Origin of the sequence: Halomonas elongata DSM 2581 (assembly GCF_000196875.2) — a bacterium.
Lineage (GTDB): Bacteria > Pseudomonadota > Gammaproteobacteria > Pseudomonadales > Halomonadaceae > Halomonas > Halomonas elongata.
This window is the reverse complement of record NC_014532.2, coordinates 2,354,995-2,380,895: the sequence shown is the minus strand read 5'-3', so window position 1 is coordinate 2,380,895 and position 25,901 is coordinate 2,354,995. Positions and strand designations below refer to the sequence as shown.

The 25,901-nt window shown below is 64.4% G+C and carries 20 protein-coding genes; 17 read left to right on the top strand and 3 right to left on the bottom strand.

Annotated features, from left to right (window positions below):
- Positions 1-145 precede the first annotated feature (145 nt).
- The 3 genes from HELO_RS11215 to HELO_RS11205 all read left to right on the top strand — a co-directional run bounded on the left by HELO_RS11215 (position 146) and on the right by HELO_RS11205 (position 3,515).
- Positions 146-892 (top strand): sigma-E factor negative regulatory protein, encoded by a 747-nt coding sequence (locus tag HELO_RS11215; protein ID WP_013332784.1) that lies wholly within the window; start codon positions 146-148, stop codon positions 890-892.
- Positions 892-1,917, top strand: a complete 1,026-nt coding sequence (locus HELO_RS11210; protein WP_013332783.1) for a MucB/RseB C-terminal domain-containing protein — start codon at positions 892-894, stop codon at positions 1,915-1,917. The genes HELO_RS11215 and HELO_RS11210 overlap by 1 nt, the downstream gene beginning before the upstream one ends.
- Positions 1,918-2,090: 173 nt before the next feature.
- The gene (locus HELO_RS11205) at positions 2,091-3,515 is read left to right on the top strand and encodes a DegQ family serine endoprotease (protein WP_013332782.1); all 1,425 of its coding nucleotides are present in this window, start codon (positions 2,091-2,093) and stop codon (positions 3,513-3,515) included.
- Positions 3,516-3,804: 289 nt separating this feature from the next.
- On the opposite strand, the gene HELO_RS11200 is transcribed toward HELO_RS11205, so the two are convergent.
- Positions 3,805-4,251: a DUF2501 domain-containing protein gene (locus HELO_RS11200; protein ID WP_013332781.1), complete on the bottom strand. Its 447-nt coding sequence runs from the start codon at positions 4,249-4,251 to the stop codon at positions 3,805-3,807.
- A 258-nt stretch (positions 4,252-4,509) separates the two neighbouring features.
- Here HELO_RS11200 and HELO_RS11195 point away from each other — a divergent pair, with 258 nt between their 5' ends.
- The 9 genes from HELO_RS11195 to acpS all read left to right on the top strand — a co-directional run bounded on the left by HELO_RS11195 (position 4,510) and on the right by acpS (position 13,688).
- A complete protein-coding gene (locus HELO_RS11195) occupies positions 4,510-5,919 on the top strand; it encodes a DUF1800 domain-containing protein (protein ID WP_013332780.1) in 1,410 nt (469 codons plus the stop codon).
- Positions 5,920-5,954: 35 nt separating this feature from the next.
- Positions 5,955-7,103 (top strand): DUF1501 domain-containing protein, encoded by a 1,149-nt coding sequence (locus HELO_RS11190; RefSeq protein ID WP_013332779.1) that lies wholly within the window; start codon positions 5,955-5,957, stop codon positions 7,101-7,103.
- Positions 7,104-7,356: 253 nt separating this feature from the next.
- A complete protein-coding gene (gene lepA, locus HELO_RS11185; RefSeq protein WP_013332778.1) occupies positions 7,357-9,174 on the top strand; it encodes a translation elongation factor 4 in 1,818 nt (605 codons plus the stop codon).
- Positions 9,175-9,189: 15 nt separating this feature from the next.
- Positions 9,190-9,996: a signal peptidase I gene (lepB, locus tag HELO_RS11180; RefSeq protein WP_013332777.1), complete on the top strand. Its 807-nt coding sequence runs from the start codon at positions 9,190-9,192 to the stop codon at positions 9,994-9,996.
- A gap of 43 nt (positions 9,997-10,039) precedes the next feature.
- Entirely contained in the window at positions 10,040-10,729 is a 690-nt protein-coding gene (rnc, locus tag HELO_RS11175) for a ribonuclease III (RefSeq protein WP_013332776.1), read from the top strand.
- Positions 10,726-11,625: a GTPase Era gene (gene era / locus HELO_RS11170; RefSeq protein WP_013332775.1), complete on the top strand. Its 900-nt coding sequence runs from the start codon at positions 10,726-10,728 to the stop codon at positions 11,623-11,625. The genes rnc and era overlap by 4 nt, the downstream gene beginning before the upstream one ends.
- An 81-nt stretch (positions 11,626-11,706) precedes the next feature.
- Entirely contained in the window at positions 11,707-12,408 is a 702-nt protein-coding gene (gene recO / locus HELO_RS11165; protein ID WP_013332774.1) for a DNA repair protein RecO, read from the top strand.
- A gap of 81 nt (positions 12,409-12,489) precedes the next feature.
- Entirely contained in the window at positions 12,490-13,314 is an 825-nt protein-coding gene (gene pdxJ, locus HELO_RS11160; protein ID WP_013332773.1) for a pyridoxine 5'-phosphate synthase, read from the top strand.
- Positions 13,311-13,688, top strand: a complete 378-nt coding sequence (acpS, locus tag HELO_RS11155) for a holo-ACP synthase (protein WP_013332772.1) — start codon at positions 13,311-13,313, stop codon at positions 13,686-13,688. Before pdxJ ends, acpS begins: the two co-directional genes overlap by 4 nt.
- Here the strand turns inward: acpS and HELO_RS11150 are convergent.
- Positions 13,628-16,363: a hybrid sensor histidine kinase/response regulator gene (locus HELO_RS11150; RefSeq protein WP_013332771.1), complete on the bottom strand. Its 2,736-nt coding sequence runs from the start codon at positions 16,361-16,363 to the stop codon at positions 13,628-13,630. The two genes, acpS and HELO_RS11150, sit on opposite strands and share 61 nt — an antisense overlap.
- A 143-nt stretch (positions 16,364-16,506) precedes the next feature.
- On the opposite strand from HELO_RS11150, the gene cysM reads away from it, so the two are divergent.
- The 5 genes from cysM to ppc are packed head-to-tail and all read left to right on the top strand — an operon-like array spanning position 16,507 to position 24,666.
- A complete protein-coding gene (gene cysM, locus HELO_RS11145) occupies positions 16,507-17,403 on the top strand; it encodes a cysteine synthase CysM (protein WP_013332770.1) in 897 nt (298 codons plus the stop codon).
- A gap of 1 nt (position 17,404) precedes the next feature.
- A complete protein-coding gene (locus tag HELO_RS11140) occupies positions 17,405-18,856 on the top strand; it encodes a TRAM domain-containing protein (protein ID WP_013332769.1) in 1,452 nt (483 codons plus the stop codon).
- A complete protein-coding gene (relA, locus tag HELO_RS11135; RefSeq protein ID WP_013332768.1) occupies positions 18,849-21,134 on the top strand; it encodes a GTP diphosphokinase in 2,286 nt (761 codons plus the stop codon). Before HELO_RS11140 ends, relA begins: the two co-directional genes overlap by 8 nt.
- Positions 21,131-22,021 (top strand): nucleoside triphosphate pyrophosphohydrolase, encoded by an 891-nt coding sequence (gene mazG / locus HELO_RS11130; RefSeq protein WP_013332767.1) that lies wholly within the window; start codon positions 21,131-21,133, stop codon positions 22,019-22,021. The genes relA and mazG overlap by 4 nt, the downstream gene beginning before the upstream one ends.
- On the top strand, positions 22,018-24,666 hold the full coding sequence (gene ppc / locus HELO_RS11125; protein WP_013332766.1) for a phosphoenolpyruvate carboxylase: 2,649 nt from the start codon (positions 22,018-22,020) through the stop codon (positions 24,664-24,666). The genes mazG and ppc overlap by 4 nt, the downstream gene beginning before the upstream one ends.
- A gap of 102 nt (positions 24,667-24,768) precedes the next feature.
- Here ppc and HELO_RS11120 read toward each other — a convergent pair whose 3' ends face one another.
- Complete coding sequence (locus HELO_RS11120; protein ID WP_013332765.1) at positions 24,769-25,833, bottom strand: endonuclease/exonuclease/phosphatase family protein; 1,065 nt, start codon at positions 25,831-25,833, stop codon at positions 24,769-24,771.
- Positions 25,834-25,901 lie beyond the last annotated feature (68 nt).

The window sequence follows — 25,901 nt, the reverse complement described above, 5'->3', positions numbered from 1 at the left end:
TGTGACGTCATATGCGGTGACCGGCTTGCATGCGGTGGGGCAGTGGCTCCCCGGCGCGACCGGCATGACAGCTTCGATGCCGGACTACCGGGCTTCCAATGGATGCAAGGCGGGCCAGCCTTGATGAGTGTGAGGGTGTGAAGAGATGAGTCAGAACGCACGGGAATCGCTTTCTGCACTGATGGACAACGAGGGCGATGAGCTCGAGTTGCGTCGTGTATTGAAGTCGTTGGACGATGAACCCGATGCGGCGGACACCTGGCGCCGCTATCACCTGATGCGCAGCATGCTGCGTCGCGAGAGTGACATCGATGCGAGCACCGATCTTTCGGTGGGCGTGATGGCACGTTTGCAGGAGGAGCCGTTGCCGGTCGCCGAGCCGGCGTCCCAGGGGCGACGGTCCCTGCCTCTGGCGCGCAGTGCCGGTGTCGCGGCGGCGGTATCGCTGATGGTCATCACCGGCGTGCAGTTCTATAACGGTGCCTCCCCGCTCGATGGTGACGAGACGACATCGCTGGCTTCTTCATCCGGTGTGCCCACTTCCGTCGGTGTCTCCGGTTCCGGGGGAGCTTCGGCGACCACTGTCGCGTCCACCCCGACCGCGTCCGTCAACAGTGGCGCGATGCGGGCGAGCCAGGGCCCGTCGCTGGCCGACTTGCCGATGTTCCAGTCGTCGTCGGGCAATAACCGCGGCTTGATGACGGTGGGCGCCGACGCCTATCCGATGATGATGTCGCCGAGCCAGCGTCAGTCGGTGCGCATGGATCAGCAGCAGGCCCGCTTGTTGCAGTCCTACCTGGATCGGCATGCCGAAGGCGCTGCCGCCAGTGGCGCCGATGTCTGGATGCCACTGCTGCGCTCCACCGGAAGCGAGCCGCTGGGACAGCGCTGATGTGGCGTTGGCGAAAACAGTCGGACCGGGTGCGGCCGGGTTGGACCTCCTGTTTCCTGCTGGCCGGTTGCGTCGCCTTGCCGGCGCTGGCTCAAGAGGACGCGTCACCTGCGCCCGGCAGCGAGCCTTTCGATTGTGCCTCACTTGCCGAACGTGATGCGCCGTCGTCGGCCGATGCCTGGTTCGTGCGCAGTCGCTGGGCCGGCCATTGTTATATCTTCCAGGCTCGTGCGGTGCGTATCGGTGTCGACGGTGTCCGTACACTGGCGTTGTCCCATGACATCTCGAAAGGTGTCGAGCGTGAGGTGGCCCGCTTCCTGGATGGCCCGCCGGCGGTCCACGAGCGACGCGGCGGGGCCGGTCGTCTCAGCGGCGCGAAGGGGGCGGTGCGTCTCGAATCCAGTGCCCGCCACCTCGAGGAGTTCTATCGCCTGCGCCTGGCTGGGGAGTCGCGGATCGCCAGTCGCCGTGCTGTTCGCCTCGAGATCGAACCCCTGGACGATCAGCGCTACGGGCGTCGCTTGTGGCTGGATGCGTCCACGGCCCTGCCGCTCAAGCAGGTGCTGCTCGATGAGGATGGCCGCGCCATCGAGACCTTTCAGATCACCGAGCTGCAAGATCCCCAACTGTATCAAGGCAAGATCGAAGGCGAATCAGGACAGGCCGATCAGGTCGAGCATTCCTGGCGCCCCGGCTGGTTGCCCGCCGGCTTCGAGCCGCAGATCGTCGCGGCGTCCGAGGTTTCGCACGCCAATGTCGAGCAACGGGTATACGGCGATGGGCTTGCCACCCTCAGCCTGTTCGTCGAGCCCGTTTCCGGGCAACAACTGCTCAAGCCGGGCGTGCATCGCCTGGGAGTGTCCCATGCCGCCGTTCAGCATCGAGAACTCGGTGGACGCCCGCGCCAGGTCGTGGTCATGGGCGAACTGCCGCCATCGGTACTGCAGCGGGTGGCCAAGTCCGTCGAATGGCGCGGCGAGCGCAGTGCCGCTGCTTCTTCCCTGGATAGCGCTTCTCCCCCATGAACCTGTCGTGCATGGCCGATAGCGACGCCCGCCGGCCTGGCGGGGCGGGCGGATGGCCGTGATGTCGTGTTCGCCAGGGGGAGTGCTTTCGGCTCGCTGAACCTTTTCGCACCACTGTGGTTTAGAGGGATGCGAGATTCTCGCTCAATCCAATCCTGTCACAGGAGTCTTTCATGACACGCATGACGCGACACCTAGCCCTGTGGATGTTGCTCAGCCTGGCAATTCTTGCCAGTCAGTCTGCCATGGCGCAGAAGTTGCCGGATTTCACCAGTCTGGTGGAGGAAGCGGCTCCGGCGGTGGTCAATATCTCCACGTCACGTACGGTGGAAACCCGCAACATGCCGTTTGGCCAGTTCGGCGGTCAGGAACTGCCGGAGATCTTCAAGCATTTCTTCGGTGAGCGCTTCGGCGACCAGATGCCGATGCCGCCGGGAGCGCAGGGCCATAGTGAGGAACGTCGCTCGCTCGGCTCTGGCTTCATCATCAGCGAGGACGGCTACATCATGACCAATGCCCATGTGGTCGAGGGAGCCGATGAAATCCTCGTGAGCCTCAACGATGGTCGCGAACTCAAGGCCGAGCTGGTCGGTGCCGACACCAAGACCGACGTCGCCGTGCTCAAGGTCGATGCCGACAACCTGCCGACACTGACCCTGGGTGACTCCGAGGATCTGAAAGTTGGGCAGTGGGTTGCCGCCATCGGCTCGCCTTTCGGCCTGGACCATTCGGTGACTTCCGGGATCATCAGTGCCATCAATCGTACTCTGCCGCGGGATGTCTATGTGCCCTTCATCCAGACGGATGTGGCGATCAACCCGGGCAACTCCGGTGGGCCGCTGTTCAACCTGGATGGCGAGGTGATCGGCATCAACTCGCAGATCTTCACCCGCAGCGGTGGCTACATGGGGCTGTCCTTCGCCATTCCGATCGATGTGGCCATGGATGTGGCGGATCAACTGCGCAACGACGGCTCGGTGAGCCGCGGCTGGCTTGGCGTGATGATCCAGCCGGTGTCCCGCGAACTGGCCGATTCCTTCGGCATGGATAAGCCTCAGGGTGCGCTGATTGCCGATCTCGATCCCGATGGGCCGGCTGCGCGGGATGGCCTGAAGGCTGGTGATGTCGTGCTCGAGGTGGATGGCCAGACAGTGGATAGTTCCAGTGCCTTGCCGCGACTGATCGGTCGGGTGTCGCCGGGCAACGATGTCGAGCTCAAGGTGTTGCGCAACGGGGAGCATCGGAACGTGACCGTCACCGTCGGTGACTGGCCGGACTCCCAGAAGGGCGCCGGCGGCTCGGCCGGCGATACTGCGCCTGCGCGCCTGGGGCTTGCGGTCAGGCCGCTGGAAGAGGGGCAGCACGACCAGGCCATCGACAACGGTGTGCGGGTGGTCGAGGTCGACCCCACCGGTGTCGCCGCCAAGGCAGGCATCCGGGCCGGTGATATCCTGGTCAGCATCGGTGAGCATGCAGTGGAGAGCCCCGAGCAGCTCAGCGAACTGATCGGCGAGCTGCCCGAGGACCGCGCGGTACCGGTGCGCCTCTATCGGAGCGGTCACTCCTACTATGTGGCGCTGCGCCTGGCGCAGAAGTGAAGAGGCCTTCCCTTCTTCTCATTGAGCCCTGAACAGCGACCCGACGGCCCGACCGTCGGGTCGCTGTATTTTCAGGGTATCCTGCTAAATACGGCTGTCCTTGCCTGCGTGCATGCTCGCTCCTGATGTCGGAGAGACGGTTACTGTCATGTCAGTCAGGAAGTGGCAGGACAAGTCCGGGAGGCATTGTGGTACCGGGTGCCTTCGCCTGGGGAGGGGCCGTGTGGCAGGGGGGACTGCTATTGATCCGATCAAGGATGCCCCGCCGTGGCGGGGCAGTGGCGGAGCGTTAGCCTCCGACGAACGACATGGCCTTGTCGGCAACCATGCCACAGGCTTTTTCGCCGACCTGATCACCGAGAGACGCCAGATTGAATGTCTGGTCCTCGCCCTGAAGGATGCCGCTCAAACCTTGTTGGTAGTCGCTGTCATCCGTGGGCTCGGAGCTGACGCCCAACTGCTCCATCACCTGGTTCTTCGCGACATCGGCGGTACTGCCGAGATACCCGTTCTCCTGGCAGTAGCTGATCACGCCCGTCAGGTTGGTAAGACTGCCGGGGTTGAAGGATCCGCTAGATAGTGTGCTCAGCAGGCTGGTGCCTTCACCACTTCCGCCACCGGACAGCATGTCGCCGGCCTTGTCTTTCATGCTGTCGAGAGATGAAGCCTGGGCTTGTCCGATCGACATGAGGCCGAACAGACCGGCGAGGGCAAGAGTCTTGAAGCGTGTGTCCATACAATCGTCTCCATGTGCGGGTAAGGGGTGGCCACCAGCGTGGGCGGCCATCCCTGTGACCCATCACTCGCCACGGTGTTCCTGCCTGTCCTCGCATCGGTGGTCATCCATTTCTATCGCCATGTCCCAGGCGTGGTGGGCCAGGGGTGCATCGATCGTGCAGTGAGTCGATGGCATCGAGCGAGAAATGTTGTCGAGAGGTGAACTCTCTTGATACAGGACTGGCCTAATGCGACAGGCGAAAGGGAGGAATCATGCATGGATAACGGCCTTGGCCGCGCCATCATAGCTGCTAACCGCTTCGGGCTTGGGGCCAGGCCGGGAGAGCTGCAGGAGATAGCGCATGATCCCAAGGAGTGGGTGCTGGCACAGCTGGAGCAGCCAGCGCCTCCCGATGAGGCATTGCTGGGGCTTCCGGGGAGTCGGGAGTATCTGGATCGCTTCAAGCAGTACCGCCGCGAGCGTCGTGAGGCACGACGGCAGGGTGAACAAGCAGCCGTGCCGAAGTTCGGCCGGCGTTTCAATGGCGATATTCTGGCCGAAATCCAGCTTCGCGCCCGTCAGCAATGTGGCACTGCCTCGCCGGTGCATGAACGGCTGGTCATGTTCTGGAGCAACCACTTCACTGTCTCGGCCGAGAAGCCGACCGTGCGACTGCTTGCCGGTGCATTTGAACGAGAGGCCATTCGTCCGAATATCGATGATGACTTTGCCAGCCTGCTGCTCAGTGTCGAGCAGCATCCTGCGATGTTGCTGTATCTGGATAACGTGAGTTCCATCGGTCCGGGTTCGCGGATGGGCAGGAGGCGTAACCGACGTGCGGCAAAGGGGCGTGGCAAGCCGGCCGGCATCAATGAAAATCTCGCGCGCGAGGCCATGGAGCTACATAGTCTCGGTGTGGATGGCGGGTATAGCCAGCAGGATGTCCTGGAGCTGGCGCGCGCATTGACGGGGTGGCGCACTCGCTTGCAGGTCCCTGACAGCAGCAAGGGGCGGACACTGGCACCCTATGGCAGTGTATTTCAGCGTCGCGCTCATGAGCCGGGTAGCCGAAAGCTGCTGGGTCAGACATTCAGCCAGCGCTATGCCGCCCAGGGGCGCACAATGCTGCGTTATCTGGCCGATCGGTCGGCGACAGCAGCCCACATGGCCACAGCGCTTGCTCGACATTATGTTGCCGATGATCCTCCGAGCGAGCTGGTGGAACACTTGGCGAAGACATACCGCCGTCACGAAGGACGACTTCTGCCAGTGTATCGGGCCCTGTTCACGCATGAACTGGCATGGCAGGAGAGCCCCCGAAAGTTTCGGCGTCCCGACGAATATCTGATCGCGTTGCATCGTGCCCTGGGACAGTTGCCTGCCTCGCAAGGCCCCCACTGGAAGCGCGAGTTGCGGTTGCTGGGCCAGCAGGCCTTTCGCCCCGGCTCGCCTGCAGGCTGGGGGGACTCTGCCGATGACTGGATCGGTGCCGATGCGTTATGGAAACGTATGTTGCTCGCTCAGCGATATGCCGAGCATCTGCCTCGGGCGCGTGATCCCATGGAGCTTGCGCAGGACAGTCTTGGCCTGACATTGCAGGAAGCGACGGCAGTCGCCATCAGCCAGTCAGGTCGTCGTCAGGGGGCCGCGATTGTGCTGGCGAGCCCGGAGTTTCAGTGGCGCTGAACAGCGCTTCTTCAGCGCCACATGGAGAATTGCCCATGTTGAATCGACGTCAATTCCTTGCTCGTCTGGCCGGCGGGTGCAGCCTGTTGCTCTGGCCCGGTGTGACGACGCTCGCCGACGGCGCCAGGCAGCCACAACGTCTGCTGGTCGTTCTGCTGCGCGGCGCTATGGATGGACTGGCCGCGGTGCCCAGCTATGGCGAGCCACGCTTCGAGGAGCTGCGGGGCGAGCTGGCATTTCCGGGGCAGGGGCAAGAAGCCATGTACAGGCTGGACGACACCTTTGCCTTGCATCCTTCCCTGGGGTTCTGTCATCAACTCTTTCGGCGCCAGGAGTTCGCCGTGGTGCATGCCTGCGGCTTGCCCTACACGGGGCGCTCGCATTTCGACGCGCAGGACTGCCTGGAGAATGGCAGCGATTCGCCGGATGGCAGCCGTACGGGTTGGCTCAACCGTACCGTGGGAGAATTGCAGGGGCAGAAAGGGTTGAGCATCTCTTCAGCAAGGCCGCTGCTGGTGCGAGGCGACGCACCTTTCATGACGTGGTCGCCCACGCCGGGCAAGCATGGCCCCGAGGACCTTGCCAAGCGCGTTGCCGATCTCTATGCCGAGGATGCCAGATTGTCCGAACCCTTTGCCCAGGCCCTGCTCTCGCAACAGATAGTGCCTGATGGTCGCGGTGGTGGAGGACAACTGGCAGGCGTCATGCAGTCTGCCGGGCGTTTTCTGTCGGCGGAGAATGCGCCACGAATTGCCATGGTGCAGGACGGAGGCTGGGATACCCATGCGCGCCAGAATGCGGTGCTGAAGCGAAAGTTGAAAGGGCTGGATGCCGGTATGAAACGACTGCAGGCCACCCTGGGAGATGATTGGCGTCATACGGCCGTCGTCGTCGTCACCGAGTTCGGTCGAACGGTGGGTATCAATGGTACGCGAGGTACCGACCACGGCACGGCCAGCAGCGTCCTGCTGGCGGGTGGGGCCGTGAAGGGAGGAAAGGTGCATGGCGACTGGCCCGGATTGTCGAGGTTACGGGATAACCGCGATTTGATCGCTGCCCAGGATATGCGCAGCGTGTTGAAGGGGGTGCTGCGAGATCATCTGCATATCGATGTCCAGGCACTGGATGCCCGGGTCTTTCCCGATAGCCGTGATGCTCGACCACTGGACGGGCTCATTGTATAGCGCTGTCGCGTTCCGTTTGACGCTGGCATTTTGCGATGCAGCAGGCGAATAACCCATTCCATCAATGGCACTCGATCCAGGCCATTTTCTGGATGCAGGCCCTCATGGGCTGAGAGTTGCCTGCCCAGGGTAGGGGTTGGCGACATCCTGCCTCCCTCACGCTACAATGCGCGCATCTTTCTCGTCGCGCCCGTTCGATCGGTGGCCATGGCCAAGCCTTTACGAAGCGCGTACACGAAGCGGACCTTATTGAATGACAGATACTGATAATCGCAAGATAATCAACGGAATACGGAATTTTTCGATCATCGCGCACATCGACCACGGCAAGTCGACCCTGGCCGATCGCCTGATTCAGACCTGCGGCGGGCTCACCGAGCGTGAACTCAAGGAGCAGGTGCTCGATTCGATGGATCTCGAGCGTGAGCGGGGCATCACCATCAAGGCCCAGTCGGTGACGCTTGATTATCACGCTCAGGACGGCAACGTCTATCAGCTCAACTTCATCGACACGCCGGGGCACGTCGATTTCTCCTATGAAGTGTCGCGTTCGCTGTATGCCTGCGAAGGGGCACTGCTGGTGGTGGATGCTGCCCAGGGCGTCGAGGCCCAGTCGGTGGCCAACTGCTACACGGCCATCGAGCAGGGGCTCGAGGTTCTGCCGGTGCTCAACAAGATGGATCTTCCCCAGGCTGATCCGGCCAAGGTGGGCGAAGAGATCGAGGAAATCATCGGGTTGGATGCCACCGATGCCTGCCAGGTGTCCGCCAAGAGCGGCCTGGGCATCGATGAGCTGCTGGAGCGCCTGGTGCGCGATATTCCGCCGCCCAAGGGCGACCCCGAGAAGCCCCTGCAGGCATTGATCATCGACTCCTGGTTCGACAATTACCTCGGCGTGGTGTCGCTGGTGCGCATCTTTGATGGCACCTTGAAGAAGAGCGACAAGATCCGCATCAGCTCGACCGGCCGTGATTGGCAGGCCACCGAAGTGGGGATCTTCACGCCGCAGCGCCGCCAGACCGATGTCTTGCGTGCCGGCGAGGTGGGCTTCGTGGTCGCCGGCATCAAGGACATTCAGGGTGCCCCGGTGGGCGATACCATCACTCATGCCAAGACGCCCGACGTGCCGCGGCTGCCGGGCTTCCAGAAGGTCAAGCCCCAGGTCTATGCCGGCATGTTCCCGGTCAGTTCCGATGACTACGAGGACTTCCGCGACGCCCTGGAGAAGCTGGCCCTCAACGATGCCTCCCTGGATTACGAACCGGAAAACTCCGATGCCATGGGCTTCGGCTTCCGGGTCGGCTTCCTCGGTACGCTGCACATGGAGATCGTCCAGGAGCGCCTCGAGCGTGAGTATGACCTGGATCTGCTGACCACGGCGCCGACGGTGGTCTATGAGCTCGTCATGAAGAATGGCGAGATCCGCTATGTCTCCAATCCTTCGAAGTTGCCCGACATGGCCGACGTGGAGGAGATGCGCGAGCCCGTCGTGCGTGCCAGCATCCTGGTGCCGCAGGACTTCGTCGGCAATGTCATCGCCGAGTGCGAGCAACGGCGCGGCACCCAACTGGACATGCTGTTCCTGGGCAGCCAGATTCAGTTGACCTATGAGTTGCCCATGTCCGAGGTGGTCATGGACTTCTTCGACCGCCTGAAGTCCATCTCCAAGGGCTATGCCTCGCTCGAGTACAATTTCGAGCGTTTCGAGGCTGCCAATCTGTCGCGTCTCGACGTGCTGATCAATGGTGACCGCGTCGATGCCCTGGCGGTGATCATCCATCGCGACCATGCCCACTCCCGGGGTCGGGCGCTGGTCGAGAAGATGAAGGAACTGATTCCTCGGCAGATGTTCGATGTCGCCATCCAGGCGGCGATCGGTGGCCAGGTCGTGGCGCGTTCCACCGTCAAGGCGTTGCGCAAGAACGTGACCGCCAAGTGTTATGGCGGCGATACGACCCGCAAGAAGAAGCTGCTCGAGAAGCAGAAGGCGGGCAAGAAACGCATGAAGCAGGTCGGCCGGGTGGAAATTCCCCAGGATGCCTTCCTTGCCGTGCTCAAGGTGAATGACTAGGGAAGGACCGAGACAATGGATTTTGCACTTCTGCTGGTAGTGGCGGTGGCGGTCACCGGGCTGATCTGGTTGCTCGACCTGGTCTGGTGGCGTCCGGCGCGCCGCGCGCGCCTGACCGCCGACGTAGAGGCCGGCACCACCGAGGGCATCGACCCCGCAGCGCGCGAGAAGGCACTCAAGGACCCCTGGCCGGTGGATTACGCTCGCTCGTTCTTTCCCGTGCTGCTGGTGGTCCTGCTGCTGCGCAGCTTCCTGGTCGAGCCGTTCCAGATTCCCTCTGGATCGATGCGTCCGACGCTGGAAGTGGGGGATTTCATCCTCGTCAACAAGTTCGCCTATGGGCTGAGGCTGCCGGTCATCAATACCAAGGTCGTCGAGCTAGGCGAGCCCGAGCGTGGCGATGTCATGGTATTTCGCTTTCCCGAGGACCCTTCGGTGAACTTCATCAAGCGCGTGATCGGCCTGCCGGGCGATCATATTCGCTATGAGGACAAGCAGCTTTACGTCAATGGCGAACCGGTGCCCAAACAGTTGCTCGAAGCGGGGCCGAAAGAGGAACCCGATGAGTTGTTGATGGAAGAGCAACTGGGCGAGGTGACCCACGATATCTACAATAATCCTCGTGACCCGGGGCCGCAGGTACGTGAAATCGTGGTGCCGGAGGATCACTATTTTGCCATGGGAGACAACCGCGACCACTCCAACGACAGCCGCTACTGGGGGTTTGTCCCCGAAGCCAACGTCGTGGGCAAGGCCTTTGCCGTGTGGATGCACTGGGATGGTGGTCTGCCGAGTTTCACTGACGTGCGTGGTATCCACTGAGATGCCAGGATCGGCATCGCTGTCATGACATAGCAGGAGCTTCGTGAGTAATTCCCTCGATATTTTCAGCCGCCGTATAGGGCATCGTTTTGCCCAGCCAGAACTGCTGGAACTGGCCATGACCCATCGCAGTTATGGCGGCCGCAACAATGAACGCCTGGAGTTTCTCGGCGACTCCATCGTCAACTTCGTCATCGCCGAAGATCTCTTCCAGCGTTTCCCCCAGGCGCGTGAAGGGCAGCTCTCGCGCCTGCGCGCCCGCCTGGTCAAGGGGCAGACCCTGGCCGAGCTGGCCCGGGAAATGTCGTTCGGCGAATGCCTTCGCCTGGGGTCGGGTGAAATGAAAAGCGGCGGTCATCGCCGTGACTCGATACTGGCCGATGCCGTGGAAGCGGTGATCGGCGCCATCTATCTGGATGCCGGCATGGATACCGCCCGGACCCGGGTGTTGTCCTGGTTCGCCGAGCGCCTGGAAACCATCAACCTCCAGGATACCCAGAAGGATCCCAAGACCCGCCTGCAGGAGTTCCTGCAGTCCCGGCAGGTCGCATTGCCGCGCTATGAGGTGATATCGGTGGAAGGCGAGGCCCATGCCCAGACCTTCACGGTCGAATGCCATGTGGAGATGCTCGACGAGCACACCCTGGGCATCGGCTCCAGCCGACGCCATGCCGAGCAGCAGGCCGCCGAACAAGCCTTGTCGCAACTCGAGAAAGGGGGACCGCGAGCATGACCCAGACCTGTGGTTTCGTGGCGATCGTCGGGCGCCCCAATGTCGGCAAGTCGACACTGATGAATCATATTCTCGGCCAGAAGATCTCGATCACCTCGCGGCGTCCGCAGACGACCCGCCACCAGGTGATGGGCATCAAGACCGAGGGTGACGCCCAGTTCATCTATGTCGACACGCCGGGCATTCACCTGCTCGAGAAGGATCGCAACAAGGCGATCAACCGTTTCATGAACCAGGCCGCCACCCAGGCTCTGCGGGATGTGGACTGCGTGATCTTCATCATCGATCGCACCCGCTGGACCGCCGAGGATCAGGTCGTCCTGGAGCGGCTGGCCACGGTCGAGGCGCCGGTGATCCTGGCAGTGAACAAGGTCGACCGGCTCAACGACAAGTCGACCCTGCTGCCCTGGCTGGATGAGGTGCGTGGACGCCGCGAGTTCGCCGCCATCGTGCCCATCGCCGCCAAGCACGGTACCAATGTGGCCGAGCTCGAGGCCGAAGTGGCCAAGTATCTGCCTGAAAGCGTGCACTATTTCCCCGACGACCAGGTGACCGATCGCAGCCTGCGCTTCCTGGCCGCCGAACTGGTGCGCGAGAAGATCATGCGTCAGCTCGGTGATGAGCTTCCCTACCAGATGACCGTCGAGATCGAGGAGTTCCGGGAAGAGGGCAAGGTCACGCACATCAGTGCGCTGATCATGGTGGAGCGTCAAGGACAGAAGAAGATCCTGATCGGCGATCGTGGCGAGCGGATCAAGAAGATCGGTCGCGACGCCCGGCTCGAGCTGGAACGGATCGTCGGTACCAAGGTCATGCTCAATCTCTGGGTCAAGGTCAAGCGGGGCTGGTCCGACGACGACCGGGCCTTGAAGAGCCTCGGCTATGATCTAGATTGATTTCGGGCTTCAGGACTCGAAAGTGGCTTTCGGGGCTCTGCGAATCCCGTTTCTCGCAGCTCGTCTTCACAACGGCGTCCCATGACTCCTGAACCGGCTTATCTGCTGCATAAACGCCCTTACCGCGAGACCAGCGCCCTGGTGGAATTGCTGACCTTCCATCATGGGCGCGTACGGGCCGTGGCGCGCGGCGTGCAGCGGCCGGGAAGCCGACTGCGTGCCGTGCTTCAGCCGTTCGCCCCCTTGCATGTCACCTGGAGCGGCAGCGGCGACCTCAAGCGCCTGGGGCTGATGGAGAGTCGTGGCTCGGCCGCCATGCTGGTGGGCGAGGGGCTGCTGTGCGGGCTATATGCCAACGAGCTGCTGGCGCGGTTGCTGCCGGTCGAGATGCCGGTCGACGATGTCTTCGCCTTCTATGCCGCCGCTCTCGATGCGCTGCCCCAGCCAAGTGGCCGGGCGGTGGCGCTGCGGCGTCTCGAGCTGTCCCTGCTCGAGGCGCTGGATGCCGAACCTCGCTTCGGCGGCCCCGATGGCCAGGCGCTGGAGTCGCAGACGCGCTACGTCTTCGATGCCGCCTCGCGGGCCTTCGTCCCCGGCGAACGCGGAATCGACGGGCGCACCCTCAAGCTGCTCGCGACGGGCGACTGGAACGCCGCTGGTCTCGCTGGACCGGCCAAGGCGGTGATGCGGGCGGCCCTGGCACCTCTGCTGGGCAGTCGACCGCTGCGCTCGCGTGAACTGATGCGCCAACTCGCCACCTCCCGGCTTCGCCGCGAGACATGAGGCGTGGCTTCGCCATATCCTTGTTCTCATCTTCTATCTTCTATCTTCCGGCCTGCTTTTTCCGTCTACAAGGAGAGTTTCATGCATCCTCCCCGCATCCTGCTCGGTGTCAACATCGACCATGTCGCCACTCTGCGCCAGGCGCGTGGCACGCGTTATCCCGACCCTGTCCAGGCGGCCTTGCTGGCCGAGGAAGCCGGTGCCGATGGCATCACCGTTCATCTGCGCGAGGATCGTCGGCATATCCAGGAGCGCGACGTGCGGCTGCTGGCCGAGGTACTCAACACGCGCATGAATCTGGAGATGGCCGTCACCGAGGCGATGGTGGCGTTTGCCGAGGAAGTACGTCCGGCCCATGTCTGCCTGGTGCCCGAGAAGCGCGAGGAGTTGACCACCGAAGGCGGCCTCGACGTGGCCGGCGGCCTGGACGGCGTGAGCGATGCCTGTCGCCGGCTGGCGGCGGTCGGCTGTGAGGTCTCGCTGTTCATCGATCCGACGCCGGAGCAGGTCGAGGCGGCTGCCAAGGCCGGCGCACCGACGATCGAGCTGCATACCGGCGCCTATGCCGAGGCGAGCGGCGAGGCGGCCCGTCAGGAGCATGCCCGGCTGGTGGCCGCCGCCGAAATGGCCGCCGAGCTGGGTCTGATCGTCAATGCCGGCCATGGCCTGAATTATCACAACGTTGAAGCCATCGCGGCGATTCCGGGTATTCACGAGCTCAATATCGGTCACGCCTTGATCGCCCGGGCGCTTTTCGTCGGTCTCAAGGAGGCGGTGGCCGAGATGAAGCGGCTGGCGATCGCCGGTCAGGAGGCGGGACTGCTGGCCGCGCTCGACGAGCACGACCATGACCACGAACATGACCACGAACATGGGCATGACGATACGGCTGACGACGGCGCATGATCATCGGAATCGGGACCGATATTGCCAGGGTGGCGCGCTTCGAGCGCGCCATCGAGCGTCATGGCGAACGTTTCGTCACACGGCTGCTGGGCGAGGACGAGCGTGCGGTATTTCGCGACCGTGGGCTGTCGGCGGACTATGTGGCCAAACGCTTCGCCGCCAAGGAAGCCTTCGTCAAGGCATTGGGCACCGGCCTGCGCCACGGCATGCGCTGGACCGAAATCCAGGTGATCAATGATGCATCGGGGCGTCCCGTCCTGAAGCTGTCGGGCCGGGCCGAGGAACTGGCCACGGCCTCGGGGGTGCGGGGGCTTCATGTGTCCTTGTCGGACGAGGTCGCGTTTGCCGTGGCCTTCGTGGTACTGGAAGCGTGATAGGTGCCCCGGGCGCGCAGGCCTTCCATGGCGGCGTAGAGATCCGGCAGCAGGGGCTCCACGGCTTCGCCGCCGCGTGAGCGCAGTCGGGTTTCGAGCGTTTCCACCAGCAGGGCCAGGCGCGGCACGCCGCAGTAGCGGCAGGCGCCGTTGAGGGCGTGGATGGTGTTGAGCAGCGCTTCGTCGTCGCCCCTTGCAGTGGCGTCGCGGATATTCGCCTCGGTTTCGTCGAGCGAGGCGATCAATTGATCGAGCAGTTGGTGGGCCAGTGCTTCGCGCCCTCCCGCGAGGCGCGTGCCGAGTGCCAGGTCGACTTCGGCCAGTTCCGCGTCTTCCTCGCGGATCGCGCGGGGTGATGCCGTGGGTTCGGCCACGTCGCTGTCGACGCCGATGCCGAGATGATGCTGCATCAATTGGGATAGCTGGGCGGTATCGATCGGCTTTTCCAGCATGCCGTCCAGGCCGTTGTCCAGCAGGTCGCGGCGCTGATTGTCCTGAACGTGAGCCGTGACGGCAATGATCGGCAGGCGTCGCCAGTGACCGCCCAGGCGGCGCAGCTCGCGGGTGGTCTCCACGCCGTCCATGCCTTGCATGCGAATGTCCATCAGGACCAGATCGAAGGTGGTGTGTCGGGCCAGGGCAAGGGCTTCCTCGCCGCTGGCCGCCAGGCTGACCTCGACCCCGCTGCCGGCGCCCAGGATCAACTCCTTGAGCAGCAGCCGGTTGGACTCGGTATCGTCCACGCAGAGGATATGCCAGGGGCGTGAGGCATCCTCGGGAGGCGTCGCGGTATCCGCCGCCACTTCCGGGAGAGCGGGCAGCGTCGCTTGCCGGGTACGACGAATCGCCTCGGTCAGGGCGTGGCGCGACAGCGGTTTGCTCAAAAGCTCGCCGCCATGAGGCAATGGCGGGTCGTCGGGCAGATCGGAGGGGCTGGCATTGACCATCAACAGGGCGGGGCAGTCGAGCCGCGACAGTCGCTCCCGCCAGCCGGCCAGGGCGTCGCCGTTCAAGTCCTCGCCGGTCAGGCCGATCAGGGCGAGCTCGGCACCGTCGGTTTCGGCAGCGTCGAGTCCGAGGGGGCGGCCTCCCCAGCGCGATACGAGGTGGTGCAGGGTGCGCCGGGTCAGGGAGTGGGATTCGGCGATCGCCACGCGAGCACCGGCCAGGTCCATTTCGCTGGGACGCTCGCTGGTGTCATGGGCATCCAGGGGTAGCGTGAAGAAAAAGGTCGATCCCTGGCCGGACTCGCTGTCGACGCTGATCTCGCCGCCCATCTGTTCGACGAGCTGGCGGCAGATGGCCAGCCCCAGGCCGGTACCGCCGAACTGGCGCTGGTGGCTGGTCTCGCCCTGACGGAAGGCGTCGAAGAGTTGCCGCTGGCAGGCCTGCGACAGGCCGATGCCGGTGTCGCTGACCGAGACATTCAGCGTGGTCTGGTTGTGGCTGGTGTCTTCCACCGAGACGCGCACGATGACCTCGCCCCGGTCGGTGAACTTGACGGCATTGTGAACCAGGTTGGTCAGCACTTGCCGGATGCGCAGTGGATCGCCGAACAGCTCCCCGGGGACGTCGTCATACACCAGGCCGAGCAGCTGCAGGTTCTTTTGCTGCGCCTGGGGGGCCTGGAGGCCCAGCACTTCATCGACCAGGGCGACCATGTCCAGCGGGCGGTGTTCCAGTTCCAGACGACCGGCCTCGATCTTGGAAAAGTCGAGAACATCGTTGACCAGCATCAGCAGGTTGTCGCAGGCGCGTCGAACGTGATCCAGCCATTCGCGCTGTCGTGCGTTCAGCTCCGAGCGGTGCAGCAGCCGACAGAAGCCGATGATGCCGTTGAGGGGCGTGCGGATCTCGTGGCTCATGTTGGCCAGGAATTCCGATTTGGCACGGTTGGCGTCCAGGGCTCGACGGTGGGCCAGGTCGAGCTCGATGTTCTGGACCTCGATGGTTTCCATGGACTCCTGCAGTTCCTGGGTCGCCTGTTCGACCTGGGTCTGCAGGTCGTCGTGGGCATTGGCCAGGTGATCCCGCAGGGTGTTGAGACGCTGCACGAGCTGGACGAATTCGGCCTCGACAGGCATTGGCAGTGGCTCGGGAGTCATGCCGGCGGCCAGGCGTGCCAGGCTCTCGCTGGCCTCCTCGAGGGGCTGGCTGAGTCGGCGGGCCGTCGAGTAGGCGACCAGGAACAACAGCAGTCCGACGAGCAGCAGCAGCAGGCCGCCACTGGCCAACTGGCGATAATAGGCCAGTGGCAGTGCCGAGGCATCGATATCGAGGAGCAGACGGGCGTTGGCGGCCGACAATGGCAGACGAAGTCGCCACTGGGCGCCGTCCTTGACCAGCGCATCCTCCCTGGCGAGCAGGCCGTCGGGCATGTTGCGCAGCCGGCCCAGCTCCAGAAGGGCCTTGCCTTCGGCGTCACGTATGGCCAGGGCCCGTACCTCGTCGAGGTCGAGCAGCCGGGTGGCAAGGGGCGACAGGGCGTGCTGTCGCTCCTCGGCCAATGCTGCGTCGAGCTCGGGGGCCAGCATGCCGGCGACCTGGCTCAGGCGCTGGGCGAGTTGCTGTTGATGATGCCGATGCTCCAGTTCGGTGACGGCGACGATGAGCAGCCCCAGCAGGATCAGCGGCAGAACGAGAATGCAGAGCATCAGGCGTGTCTTGACGGACATCGGCGCGTCTCGTGAAGAGTGTGTTGAAACCTAGAGTCGAAGCGTGTGTCGTGGCTCAGTATGCCATAGCCGGGGCGGACGCCTGTCCAGTCCGGGCGGCCAAGGATATAATGGGCCACAGACTTTTCCATAAGGAAGGCTGCATGCAATTCCCCACCCTGGAGGACACCATCGGCCATACGCCGCTGGTTCGCCTCAAGCGTATCACCGCCGGGCACAACAACACGCTGCTGGCGAAGCTCGAGGGTAACAATCCCGCCGGCTCGGTGAAGGATCGTCCGGCGCTGTCGATGCTCGATCAGGCCGAGAAGCGTGGCACCATCGCCCCCGGGGACACCCTCGTCGAGGCCACGTCCGGCAATACCGGCATCGCGCTGGCGATGGCCGCCGCCATCAAGGGCTATCGGATGGTGCTGATCATGCCGGAAAGCGCCTCGAACGAGCGCAAGCAAGCCATGGCCGCCTATGGCGCCAAGCTCATCGAGGTCAGCAAGGAAGGCGGCATGGAAGAGGCCCGCGACCTGGCCGAGACGATGATCGCCCGGGGCGAAGGCAAGCCGCTCGACCAGTTCGCCAACCCCGACAATCCGCTGGCGCATTACCAGACGACCGCGCCGGAGCTCTGGGAGCAGACCGGCGGCACCATCACCCACTTCGTCAGTTCGATGGGCACCACCGGCACCATCATGGGCGTGTCGCAGCGTCTCAAGGAATACAATCCCGAGGTGGAGATCGTCGGCCTGCAGCCCGAGGATGGGGCGAGCATCGCCGGTATCCGTCGTTGGCCGGAGGCGTACCTGCCGCGTATCTTCGACGCCTCGCGGGTCGACAAGGTGCTGGACATCGGCCAGTACGAGGCCGAGGAGCACATGCGTCGCCTGGCCAGGGAGGAAGGCATCTTCGCCGGCGTCTCCTCTGGAGGCGCCCTGGCCGGCGCGCTGCGCGTTGCCGAAACGGTCGAGAATGCCGTGATCGTCTTCATCGTCTGCGACCGTGGGGATCGCTATCTGTCCACCGGTCTGTTCGCTCCGGAGATCTGAGGTGACGGGACTCGGCAAGCGTCGGCCCGCACGGTCACGCTCCGGTGTCTCCGGTCTGCGGGAACGTCGACAGCCAGCGAGCGTCGAGCGTTCCGCCGGTTCGGAGGGCCGCCGGGAGCTGGTGATTCAGGGGCTGGCCCACGATGGCCGTGGCGTGGCGCGGGACGTCGACGGCAAGACCGTCTTCGTCGAGGGCGCGTTGCCCGGCGAACGTGTCCAGGCCAGCGTGCATCGCCGCCGCAAGCGCTTCGATGAAGCCCATGTGAGCGAGGTCATCGCGGCCTCGGCATCGCGTGTCGCGCCGCCCTGTCGGCACTACGGAAGTTGCGGCGGATGCGACCTGCAGCATCTGTCGCTCGAGGCGCAGCGCGATCACAAGCGCGAGGTGCTGCGCGAGCTGCTGGCGCGACAGGGCATCGAGCTGCCCGGAGCGAGCTCCCTGCTGGCCGATGCCGGCGAGGGATATCGTCGACGCGCCCGGATCGGGGTGCGTGTCGACAGCAACGGGCAGGTGCGCCTGGGGTTTCGGGCCCGGCACAGCCACCGGCTGGTGGACCTGGACGACTGCCCGGTGCTGCTGCCGGCGCTGTCGTCGCTGCTGCGTCCTCTGCGCGAGCAGGTCGAAAGCCTCGAGGCGCCGCGCCATGTCGGTCATCTGGAGCTGCTGGCCAGCGACGGCGCCGTGACCCTGGTCGTGCGCCAGTTGCGCGAGCATGTCGCCGATCAACGCCGCTGGCGGGCCTTCGCCGAGGCCCAGGGGTTGCATCTGGGGGCCTGGCTGGGTCGCGAGTCGCCTCGTTTCGAATGGTTGACACCTCCCCCCGCGCTGCATTGTCGGCTGACGGCGGGGCGACGTACGCTCGTCCTGGGACTCGAACCGAGCGATTTCCTGCAGGCCAACGAGGCCGTCAACCAGCGCATGGTCGATACCGCGCTGAGCTGGCTGGCGCCAGCGTTGTCGCCGGTGGCACCGGGAACGCGGGTGCTTGATCTATTCGCCGGTATTGGTAACTTCAGTCTGCCGCTGGCGACTCAGGGAGCCGAGGTCTCGGCGGTGGAGGGCAGTACGGCGATGGTCGAGCGCCTGGCAGGCAATGCGGCTCGCAACCAAGTGGCGGTGACGGCGCGCCAGGCCGATCTCAACGATGCCGAGGCCTGCCGGCGACTGCTGGCGACCACGGCACCCGAGGTGCTGGTTCTGGACCCGCCTCGCAGCGGGGCCGAGGCACTGTGCCGCCAACTGGTGGAACATCCCGTGCCTTGGGTGCTCTACATCTCCTGCGATCCGGCGACCCTGGCCCGGGACGCGGCCTGGCTCGTGTCCGCCGGTTACGTCGTCCGGCGCAGTGCGGTGGCCGACATGTTCGCCCATACCTCACATCTCGAATCCATGCTGCTGCTCGAGCATCCGGACTCGGCGCGGCGGCAGCAAGGAGCGTCAACCGATGGTTAAAGTGCGGGAAGACCAGCCGCTGGATCCCGATGGACGGGTCGATGTCGGCCGTTGGGTCGAACGCCTCGAGGAAGACGTCAAGCTGCGCGCGCCCGACGAGATGCGTGCGGCCTGCGATATCGCCCAGCGCCTGGAGCTGGAATCCGAACGCCCTCACAAGGCCTGGCTCAAGGACGGCTCGAGCTTTCGCATGGGGCTCGAGATGGCCGACATCCTGGGCGAGCTGCGTCTCGACCAGCCGGCGCTGGAGGCCGCGGTGCTGTACCGCGCCGTGCGTGAGCGGCTGCTCGGGCTGGATGAGGTCGAAAAGCGCTTCGGCGCAGAGGTCGCCGGGCTGATATCGGGCGTGCTGCAGATGGCGGCCATCAGTACGACCCAGATGCCGACCCAGGGGCTGAGCCAGCATGACCAGCAGGACAACCTGCGCAAGATGCTGGTCAACATGATCGATGACGTGCGGGTGGCGCTGATCAAGATCGCCGAGCGTACCTGTGCGCTGCGCCAGGTGCGCGATGCACCGCGGGAGAAACGCCTGCAGGTGGCCCGCGAGGTCTTCGATATCTATGCGCCGCTGGCGCACCGGCTGGGTATCGGCCATCTCAAGTGGGAACTCGAGGATCTGTCGTTCCGCTACCTGCACGAGGACGACTACAAGGCCATTGCCCGCCAACTGGCCGAGAAGCGCCTGGATCGCGACCGCTACATTCATGATGTGGTCGAGACGTTGAAGTCGTTGATGGATGCCCAGGGCATCCAGCATCAGGTCGATGGTCGTGCCAAGCACATCTACTCGATCTGGCGGAAGATGAAACGCAAGCGGATCGACTTCTCCCAGGTCCACGATATCCGCGCGGTGCGCATCCTGGTGCCCGATGTCAGCGACTGCTATGCGGTGCTCGGCATCGTGCATTCGCGCTGGCATCACGTGCCCAACGAATTCGACGACTATATCGCCAATCCCAAGAAGAATGGCTATCAGTCACTGCACACCGCGGTCTTCGGCCCGGAAGGCAAGGTGCTGGAGATCCAGATCCGCACCTTCGCCATGCATGAGGAGGCCGAGCTCGGGGTGTGCGCCCACTGGCGCTACAAGGGGCACGATACCAGTGCGCGCAGCGCCAGTTACGAGGAAAAGATCGCCTGGTTGCGCCAGGTGCTGGAATGGCAGGAGGAGGTCGGCGATTTCGGCGACCTGCGCGAGGGGCTCTCCAGCGATGTGGCGCCGGACCGCATCTACGTCTTCACGCCGGATGGCCACGTCATCGACCTGCCGCGCGTGGCGACGCCCATCGACTTCGCCTATCGGGTGCATACCGAGGTGGGGCATCGCTGCCGCGGTGCCAAGGTCAATGGACGCATCGTGCCCTTGACCTACCAGCTGCATACCGGCCAGCAGGTCGAGATCCTCACCGCCAGCAAGGGCGGGCCCAGCCGCGACTGGCTCAACCCCAGCCTCGGCTATGTCTGCACGTCGCGCGCCCGGGCCAAGATCCAGTCCTGGTTCAAGCATCAGGCGCGGGACCGCAACCTCGAGGAGGGCCGGGCACTCTTCGAGCGCGAGATGAAGCGTCTCGATGTGGAAGACATGGATCTCACCCGGCTGGCCAACAAGGTCAATTACAACGGCCCCGATGACATGTACGCCGCCCTGGGTGCCGGCGATCTGCGCATCGGTCAGGTCCTGCACCAGGCCCAGCAACTGTTCGGCGAAAGCGACGGCCAGGAGCAGCTCGACAAGCTGCTGGCCAAGCCCCGTCGCTCGGCGGACAAGGGCGACAGCGATATCACCGTGCTGGGCGTCGGCAATCTCAAGACCAGCATGGCCAACTGCTGCCATCCGGTGCCCGGCGAGGCCATCGTCGGCTTTATCACCCAGGGACGCGGGGTGACCGTGCATCGCCAGGACTGCCCGAACATCCTGCAGTTGCAACTCGATGAGCCCCAGCGGGTGATCGAGGTGGAATGGGGCGAACGGGCGCGCACCCAATATCCGGTGGACATGGAGGTTCAGGCCTGGGATCGCGCGGGGCTGTTGCGTGACGTGACCGCAGTGCTCAGCCATGATCGGGTCAACGTGCTGTCGGTCAATACCCTGACCGATACCGACGATGGCATCGCGCGCATGGCCATCACCGTGGAGGTCGATGGCCTGGAGACCCTGGGTCGGCTGTTCTCGCGCATTCAGCAGTTGCCCAATGTCATCGAGGTGCGTCGCCTGCGCTCTGGGGGCAAGGACTCGATCAAGGGTGGCGGCAAACGCGGAGGCAAGCGTTCATGAGCCGGCAGCGCTACGAACTCGACGACCTGCTGACCCTGATGGCGGTGCTGCGTGATCCCGAGCAGGGCTGCCCCTGGGACGTCAAGCAGGACTGGGACAGCATCGTGCCGCATACGCTGGAGGAGGCGTATGAGGTGGCCGATGCCATCGAGCGTCGTGCCTTCGACGAGTTGCCCGGTGAACTCGGCGACCTGCTGTTCCAGGTGATCTACTATAGTCAGTTCGGCGCCGAGCAGGGGCGGTTCGACTTCCACGACGTGGTCGATGTGCTCACCGCCAAGATGCTCAAGCGCCATCCGCACGTCTTCCCTGACGGCACTCTGGCATCGCGTCGCGAGAACCTCAGTGCCGCCGAGGTGCAGACGCATCAGGTGCATTCCCGCTGGGAAGCGTTGAAGGCCGAGGAGCGCGATGCCCGCGAGGCTCGCTCGGTACTCGCCGACGTGCCGCTGAACCTGCCGGCGCTGTCCCGGGCCGCCAAGCTTTCCAAGCGTGCCGCCCGGGTCGGTTTCGACTGGCCCGATACCCGCGGGGTGATCGACAAGCTGCGCGAGGAACTCGACGAGGTCGCCGAAGCGCTGGATGCGGGGGATCACGAGCATGTCAGGGAGGAGATCGGCGATCTGCTGTTCGCCACCGTCAACCTGGCGCGTACCCTGGATGCCGACCCGGAACGCTGTCTGCGTGCCACCAACGCCAAGTTCGAGCGGCGTTTTCGCCATGTGGAGTCCGCGCTGGCCGAGGAGGGCGTGCCGCTCGCCGAGGCCGGGCTGCCGCGGATGGAACGACACTGGCAAGTCGCCAAGCAACGAGAAGTCGATCAACAAGACGTCTGTCAACAAGAAACCACGCCAACGTCATCGTCAGAAGGAGAGTCTCGATCATGAGTCACGACCTGCACGAATCACTGCGCGACAATGTCCGAATCCTGGGTGACAGCTTGGGGCGCACCATTGCCGATGACCTGGGGCAGGGGTTCGTCGACCGTATCGAGACGATTCGCGGGCTCGCCAAGCGGGGACGCCAGGGGGAAGCCGATGGACGGCGCGAACTGATCGAGTACCTGCGACAGCTGCCCGACAGCGAGCTGCTGCCGGTGACGCGGGCCTTCAACCAGTTCCTCAACCTGGCCAACATCGCCGAGCAGCATTATCGCGCGCGTTTCCGCCGGGTCGAGGACTACAAGCCGGGCAGCCAGCCGGCACTGGGCGAACTGCTCGAACGTGCCCGCGGCGAAGGCCATTCGCCGCGCAAGCTGGTGGAGAGCCTGGCCAACATGCGTGTGGAACTGGTGCTCACCGCGCATCCCACCGAGGTCATCCGGCGTACCCTGATCCAGAAATACGACGCCATCGATGATTGCCTGACGGCCATCGAGTCCTCGGCGGACTATCCCGAGCGTGGTGCCCGGGCCAAGGGACGCCTGGAAGAGCTGATCGGCCAGGCCTGGCACACCGACGAGATTCGCCACGAGCGACCTACGCCGGTCGACGAGGCCAAGTGGGGCTTCGCGGTGATCGAGAACTCCCTGTGGCAGGCGGTACCGGATTTTCATCGCGACCTGGATAACCTGCTGCTCGATACCGCTGGCGAACGCTTGCCGCTGGACGCCGCACCGATCCGCTTCGCCTCCTGGATGGGGGGCGATCGCGACGGCAATCCCAACGTCACCTCCAAGGTGACCCGCGAAGTCCTGTTACTGGGGCGCTGGATGGCCGCCGATCTTTATCTGCGCGATCTCGATCAGCTCAAGACCGAGCTGTCGATGTGGAAGGCCAACAGCGCGCTCAGGGCCGAGGTCGGCGATGTCGCCGAGCCCTATCGGGAGCTGCTCAAGCGGCTGCTGGCGCGGGTCGAGGCGACCCGGGACTGGGCCAAGGCCCAGCTCGATGGCAAGAGCTACGATGGTGGCCCGATCATCGAGACCCGGGATCAGCTCTATGCGCCGTTGTTGACCTGCTATCGCTCGCTCTGCGATGTGGGGCTGGACACCATCGCCAATGGCGTGCTGCTCGACACCCTGCGCCGCGTGGCGGTATTCGGCGTGACACTGACCAAGCTCGACCTGCGCCAGGAGGCCGGGCGCCACGAACAGGTCATGGAAGAGCTCACCGACGGGCTGGGGCTCGGCCACTACCGCGAGTGGGATGAAGAACAGCGCCAGGAATTCCTGCTTGCCGAACTGGCCTCGCGCCGTCCCCTGATTCCCCGGCGCTGGGAGTGTTCCGCCGAGAGCCGCGAGGTGCTCGATACCTTCCAGGTAGCGGCCGGCGAACATGCCGAGGCGCTCGGCACTTACATCATCTCGATGGCCGCGCAGCCCTCGGACGTACTGGCCGTGGCGCTGTTGATGAAGGAGGTCGGCGGTGATGCCAGGCTGCCCATCGCGCCGCTGTTCGAGACTCTCGACGATCTCAATCGGGCGGGGGATGTCATCGACCGTCTGCTGGCGCTGCCCGGCTACCGCGAACTGACGGGCGACCGCCAGGAAGTGATGATCGGCTACTCGGACTCGGCCAAGGACGCCGGCCAACTGGCGGCTGCCTGGGCCCAGTATCGCGCCCAGGAGGCCCTGGTCGAGGTATGTCGGCACCACGGCGTCTACCTGACGCTGTTCCACGGTCGGGGCGGCACCGTGGGGCGTGGCGGTGGCCCGGCCCACGCCGCCATTCTCTCGCAGCCTCCCGGCTCGGTGAACGGCAGCCTGAGGGTGACCGAACAGGGTGAGATGATCCGCTTCAAGTTCGGTCAGCCCGAGATCGCCCTGCGTTCCATGGAGATCTATGCCTGCGCGGTCCTGGAAGCCTCGCTGCTGCCGCCGCCCACTCCGGAACCGGCCTGGCGGGAAGAGATGGATCGTCTGGCGGAAGTGGCGCATGGCACCTATGTGAGCGTGGTGCGCGAGGACCCCGACTTCGTGCCCTATTTCCGTTCGGTGACGCCCGAGAGTGCCCTGGGACGCTTGCCGCTCGGCTCGCGGCCGGCCAAGCGTCGCCAGGATGGTGGCGTGGAGACGCTGCGGGCGATTCCCTGGATCTTCGCCTGGACCCAGACTCGCCTGATGCTGCCGGCATGGCTGGGCAGCGGCGAGGCCTTCGCGAAACGTCTGGAAGACGAGGGTGGTCTGGAGGTGCTTCGCGACATGCGCGATCGCTGGCCCTTCTTCGGCACCTATCTGGAAATGCTGGAGATGTTGCTCGCCAAGGCCGATGTCAGCATTGCCGCCTATTACGAGCACCGCCTGGTGGACGAGCCGGCGCTGGAAGCGCTGGGGCAGCGGTTGCGCGAACGCTTCGGCCGCTTGCATCAGGTCGTGCTGGAGATACTCGACCAGCAGGAACTGCTCGAGAATACGCCGCTGATCCGTCAGGCCGTGGAGGTGCGCAACCCCTATATCGACCCGCTGCATGGTTTGCAGGCCGAGCTGCTGCAGCGTAACCGGGATGCCGACGGCGCCATCAGCGCCGACCTGTCACGGGCCTTGATGGTGACCATGGCCGGCATCGCCGCAGGGCTGCGCAACACCGGCTGATGCCCGAAGGGCCGGGCTGCGTCGCACCCTGACGGCAAACCGTACGAAAACCCTCCGAGGCATGCCTCGGAGGGTTTGGTATTTCAGGGCACTCGTTTCTGTCTAGGTTTCCTGCTCCCTCTCCTTTCCCTCACGTATCGTGGCATGTGCTTCCCGGTGTTCGTCGCGGTCGGCGTCAGGCGTCTCGTGTTCGTCGGCGCGGGAAGGGCGGTAACAGAGCGTGGTGAGTATCGGGAAATGGTCCGAGCCGAAGCCCGGCAGGCGTTGCATGTCGCGCAGCGTGAAATGTTCGCTGGAGAAGACATGGTCTAGCGGCCAGCGCAGAACCGGGTAATGCGCATGGAAGGTGCTGAACATGCCGCGGCCGCGACGTGGATCGAGCATGCCGCTGATGCGGCAGAAGAGTCGGGTGGTGCGCGACCAGGCCACGTCGTTGAGATCGCCGGCCACGAGGGTCGGGACGGGGGCATCATGGATGCGCTTGCCGATCAGCAGGAGTTCGGCGTCGCGCCACAGTGACTCCTCGCTTTCGTTGGGTGCCGGCGGGCGGGGGTGAACGGCGTAGAGCTGGATGTCGTCCCCGCAGGGCAGCGTGATGCCGGTCGAGATGGACGGAATGTCGTCCTGGATCAGGCGTTCGACGCGCGGCGATACCAGTGGCAGTCGCGAATAGAGATGCATGCCGTAAAGGTTGTCCTGAGGAATGCGAACGGCGTGAGGCCATTGGCTGGCCAGGGCGGTGTCGAGCTGTTGCCCCCACCAGTCGTCGGATTCGAGGGTCAGGACGATATCCGGCGAGTGCCGGCGGATGAGTTCGATCAGGCCTTCGGCGTTGCGATTGGGCGTCAGCACATTGGCGATCAGCAGGCGCAGGCAGCGTTCGTCATGGCCGGGCTCGGCGCGCTGGACCTGGACGGGCCAGAGGCGTGTCCACGGCAGTATGTAACAGGCCTGGACCACCAGGGTGACCAGGCTGCTCGAGACGATCAGCCAGCGCCAGGGCGCCTCGCTGAAGGGAGCGAACAGCAGGGTCAGCAGTGCCAGGGTGGCGATCTGCAGGCGCGGAAATTCGCAGCTGCGTATCCACCACCAGTGGACTGGAAGACGAGCCAGGATGGTGATGCCCAGGAGCAGGATGGCGAGGGTCGCGATGACGATGGACAGCATGGCTCGTCCTCCATGTCGATGCCTGCGGGTGTCCAGCGGAGCATACCCCGGATACCACGGCGATGGGA

Bases quoted from the DNA above. Each gene is read 5' to 3' on its own strand.
- pdxJ (WP_013332773.1), top strand. From the start codon at position 12,490: ATGCATCCTCCCCGCATCCTGCTCGGTGTCAACATCGACCATGTCGCC.
- HELO_RS11120 (WP_013332765.1), bottom strand. From the start codon at position 25,833: ATGCTGTCCATCGTCATCGCGACCCTCGCCATCCTGCTCCTGGGCATC.
- HELO_RS11205 (WP_013332782.1), top strand. From the start codon at position 2,091: ATGACACGCATGACGCGACACCTAGCCCTGTGGATGTTGCTCAGCCTG.
- ppc (WP_013332766.1), top strand. From the start codon at position 22,018: ATGAGTCACGACCTGCACGAATCACTGCGCGACAATGTCCGAATCCTG.
- HELO_RS11215 (WP_013332784.1), top strand. From the start codon at position 146: ATGAGTCAGAACGCACGGGAATCGCTTTCTGCACTGATGGACAACGAG.
- era (WP_013332775.1), top strand. From the start codon at position 10,726: ATGACCCAGACCTGTGGTTTCGTGGCGATCGTCGGGCGCCCCAATGTC.
- lepA (WP_013332778.1), top strand. From the start codon at position 7,357: ATGACAGATACTGATAATCGCAAGATAATCAACGGAATACGGAATTTT.
- acpS (WP_013332772.1), top strand. From the start codon at position 13,311: ATGATCATCGGAATCGGGACCGATATTGCCAGGGTGGCGCGCTTCGAG.
- HELO_RS11200 (WP_013332781.1), bottom strand. From the start codon at position 4,251: ATGGACACACGCTTCAAGACTCTTGCCCTCGCCGGTCTGTTCGGCCTC.
- HELO_RS11210 (WP_013332783.1), top strand. From the start codon at position 892: ATGTGGCGTTGGCGAAAACAGTCGGACCGGGTGCGGCCGGGTTGGACC.
- cysM (WP_013332770.1), top strand. From the start codon at position 16,507: ATGCAATTCCCCACCCTGGAGGACACCATCGGCCATACGCCGCTGGTT.
- lepB (WP_013332777.1), top strand. From the start codon at position 9,190: ATGGATTTTGCACTTCTGCTGGTAGTGGCGGTGGCGGTCACCGGGCTG.
- relA (WP_013332768.1), top strand. From the start codon at position 18,849: ATGGTTAAAGTGCGGGAAGACCAGCCGCTGGATCCCGATGGACGGGTC.
- HELO_RS11195 (WP_013332780.1), top strand. From the start codon at position 4,510: ATGGATAACGGCCTTGGCCGCGCCATCATAGCTGCTAACCGCTTCGGG.
- HELO_RS11190 (WP_013332779.1), top strand. From the start codon at position 5,955: ATGTTGAATCGACGTCAATTCCTTGCTCGTCTGGCCGGCGGGTGCAGC.
- recO (WP_013332774.1), top strand. From the start codon at position 11,707: ATGACTCCTGAACCGGCTTATCTGCTGCATAAACGCCCTTACCGCGAG.
- HELO_RS11150 (WP_013332771.1), bottom strand. From the start codon at position 16,363: ATGTCCGTCAAGACACGCCTGATGCTCTGCATTCTCGTTCTGCCGCTG.
- mazG (WP_013332767.1), top strand. From the start codon at position 21,131: ATGAGCCGGCAGCGCTACGAACTCGACGACCTGCTGACCCTGATGGCG.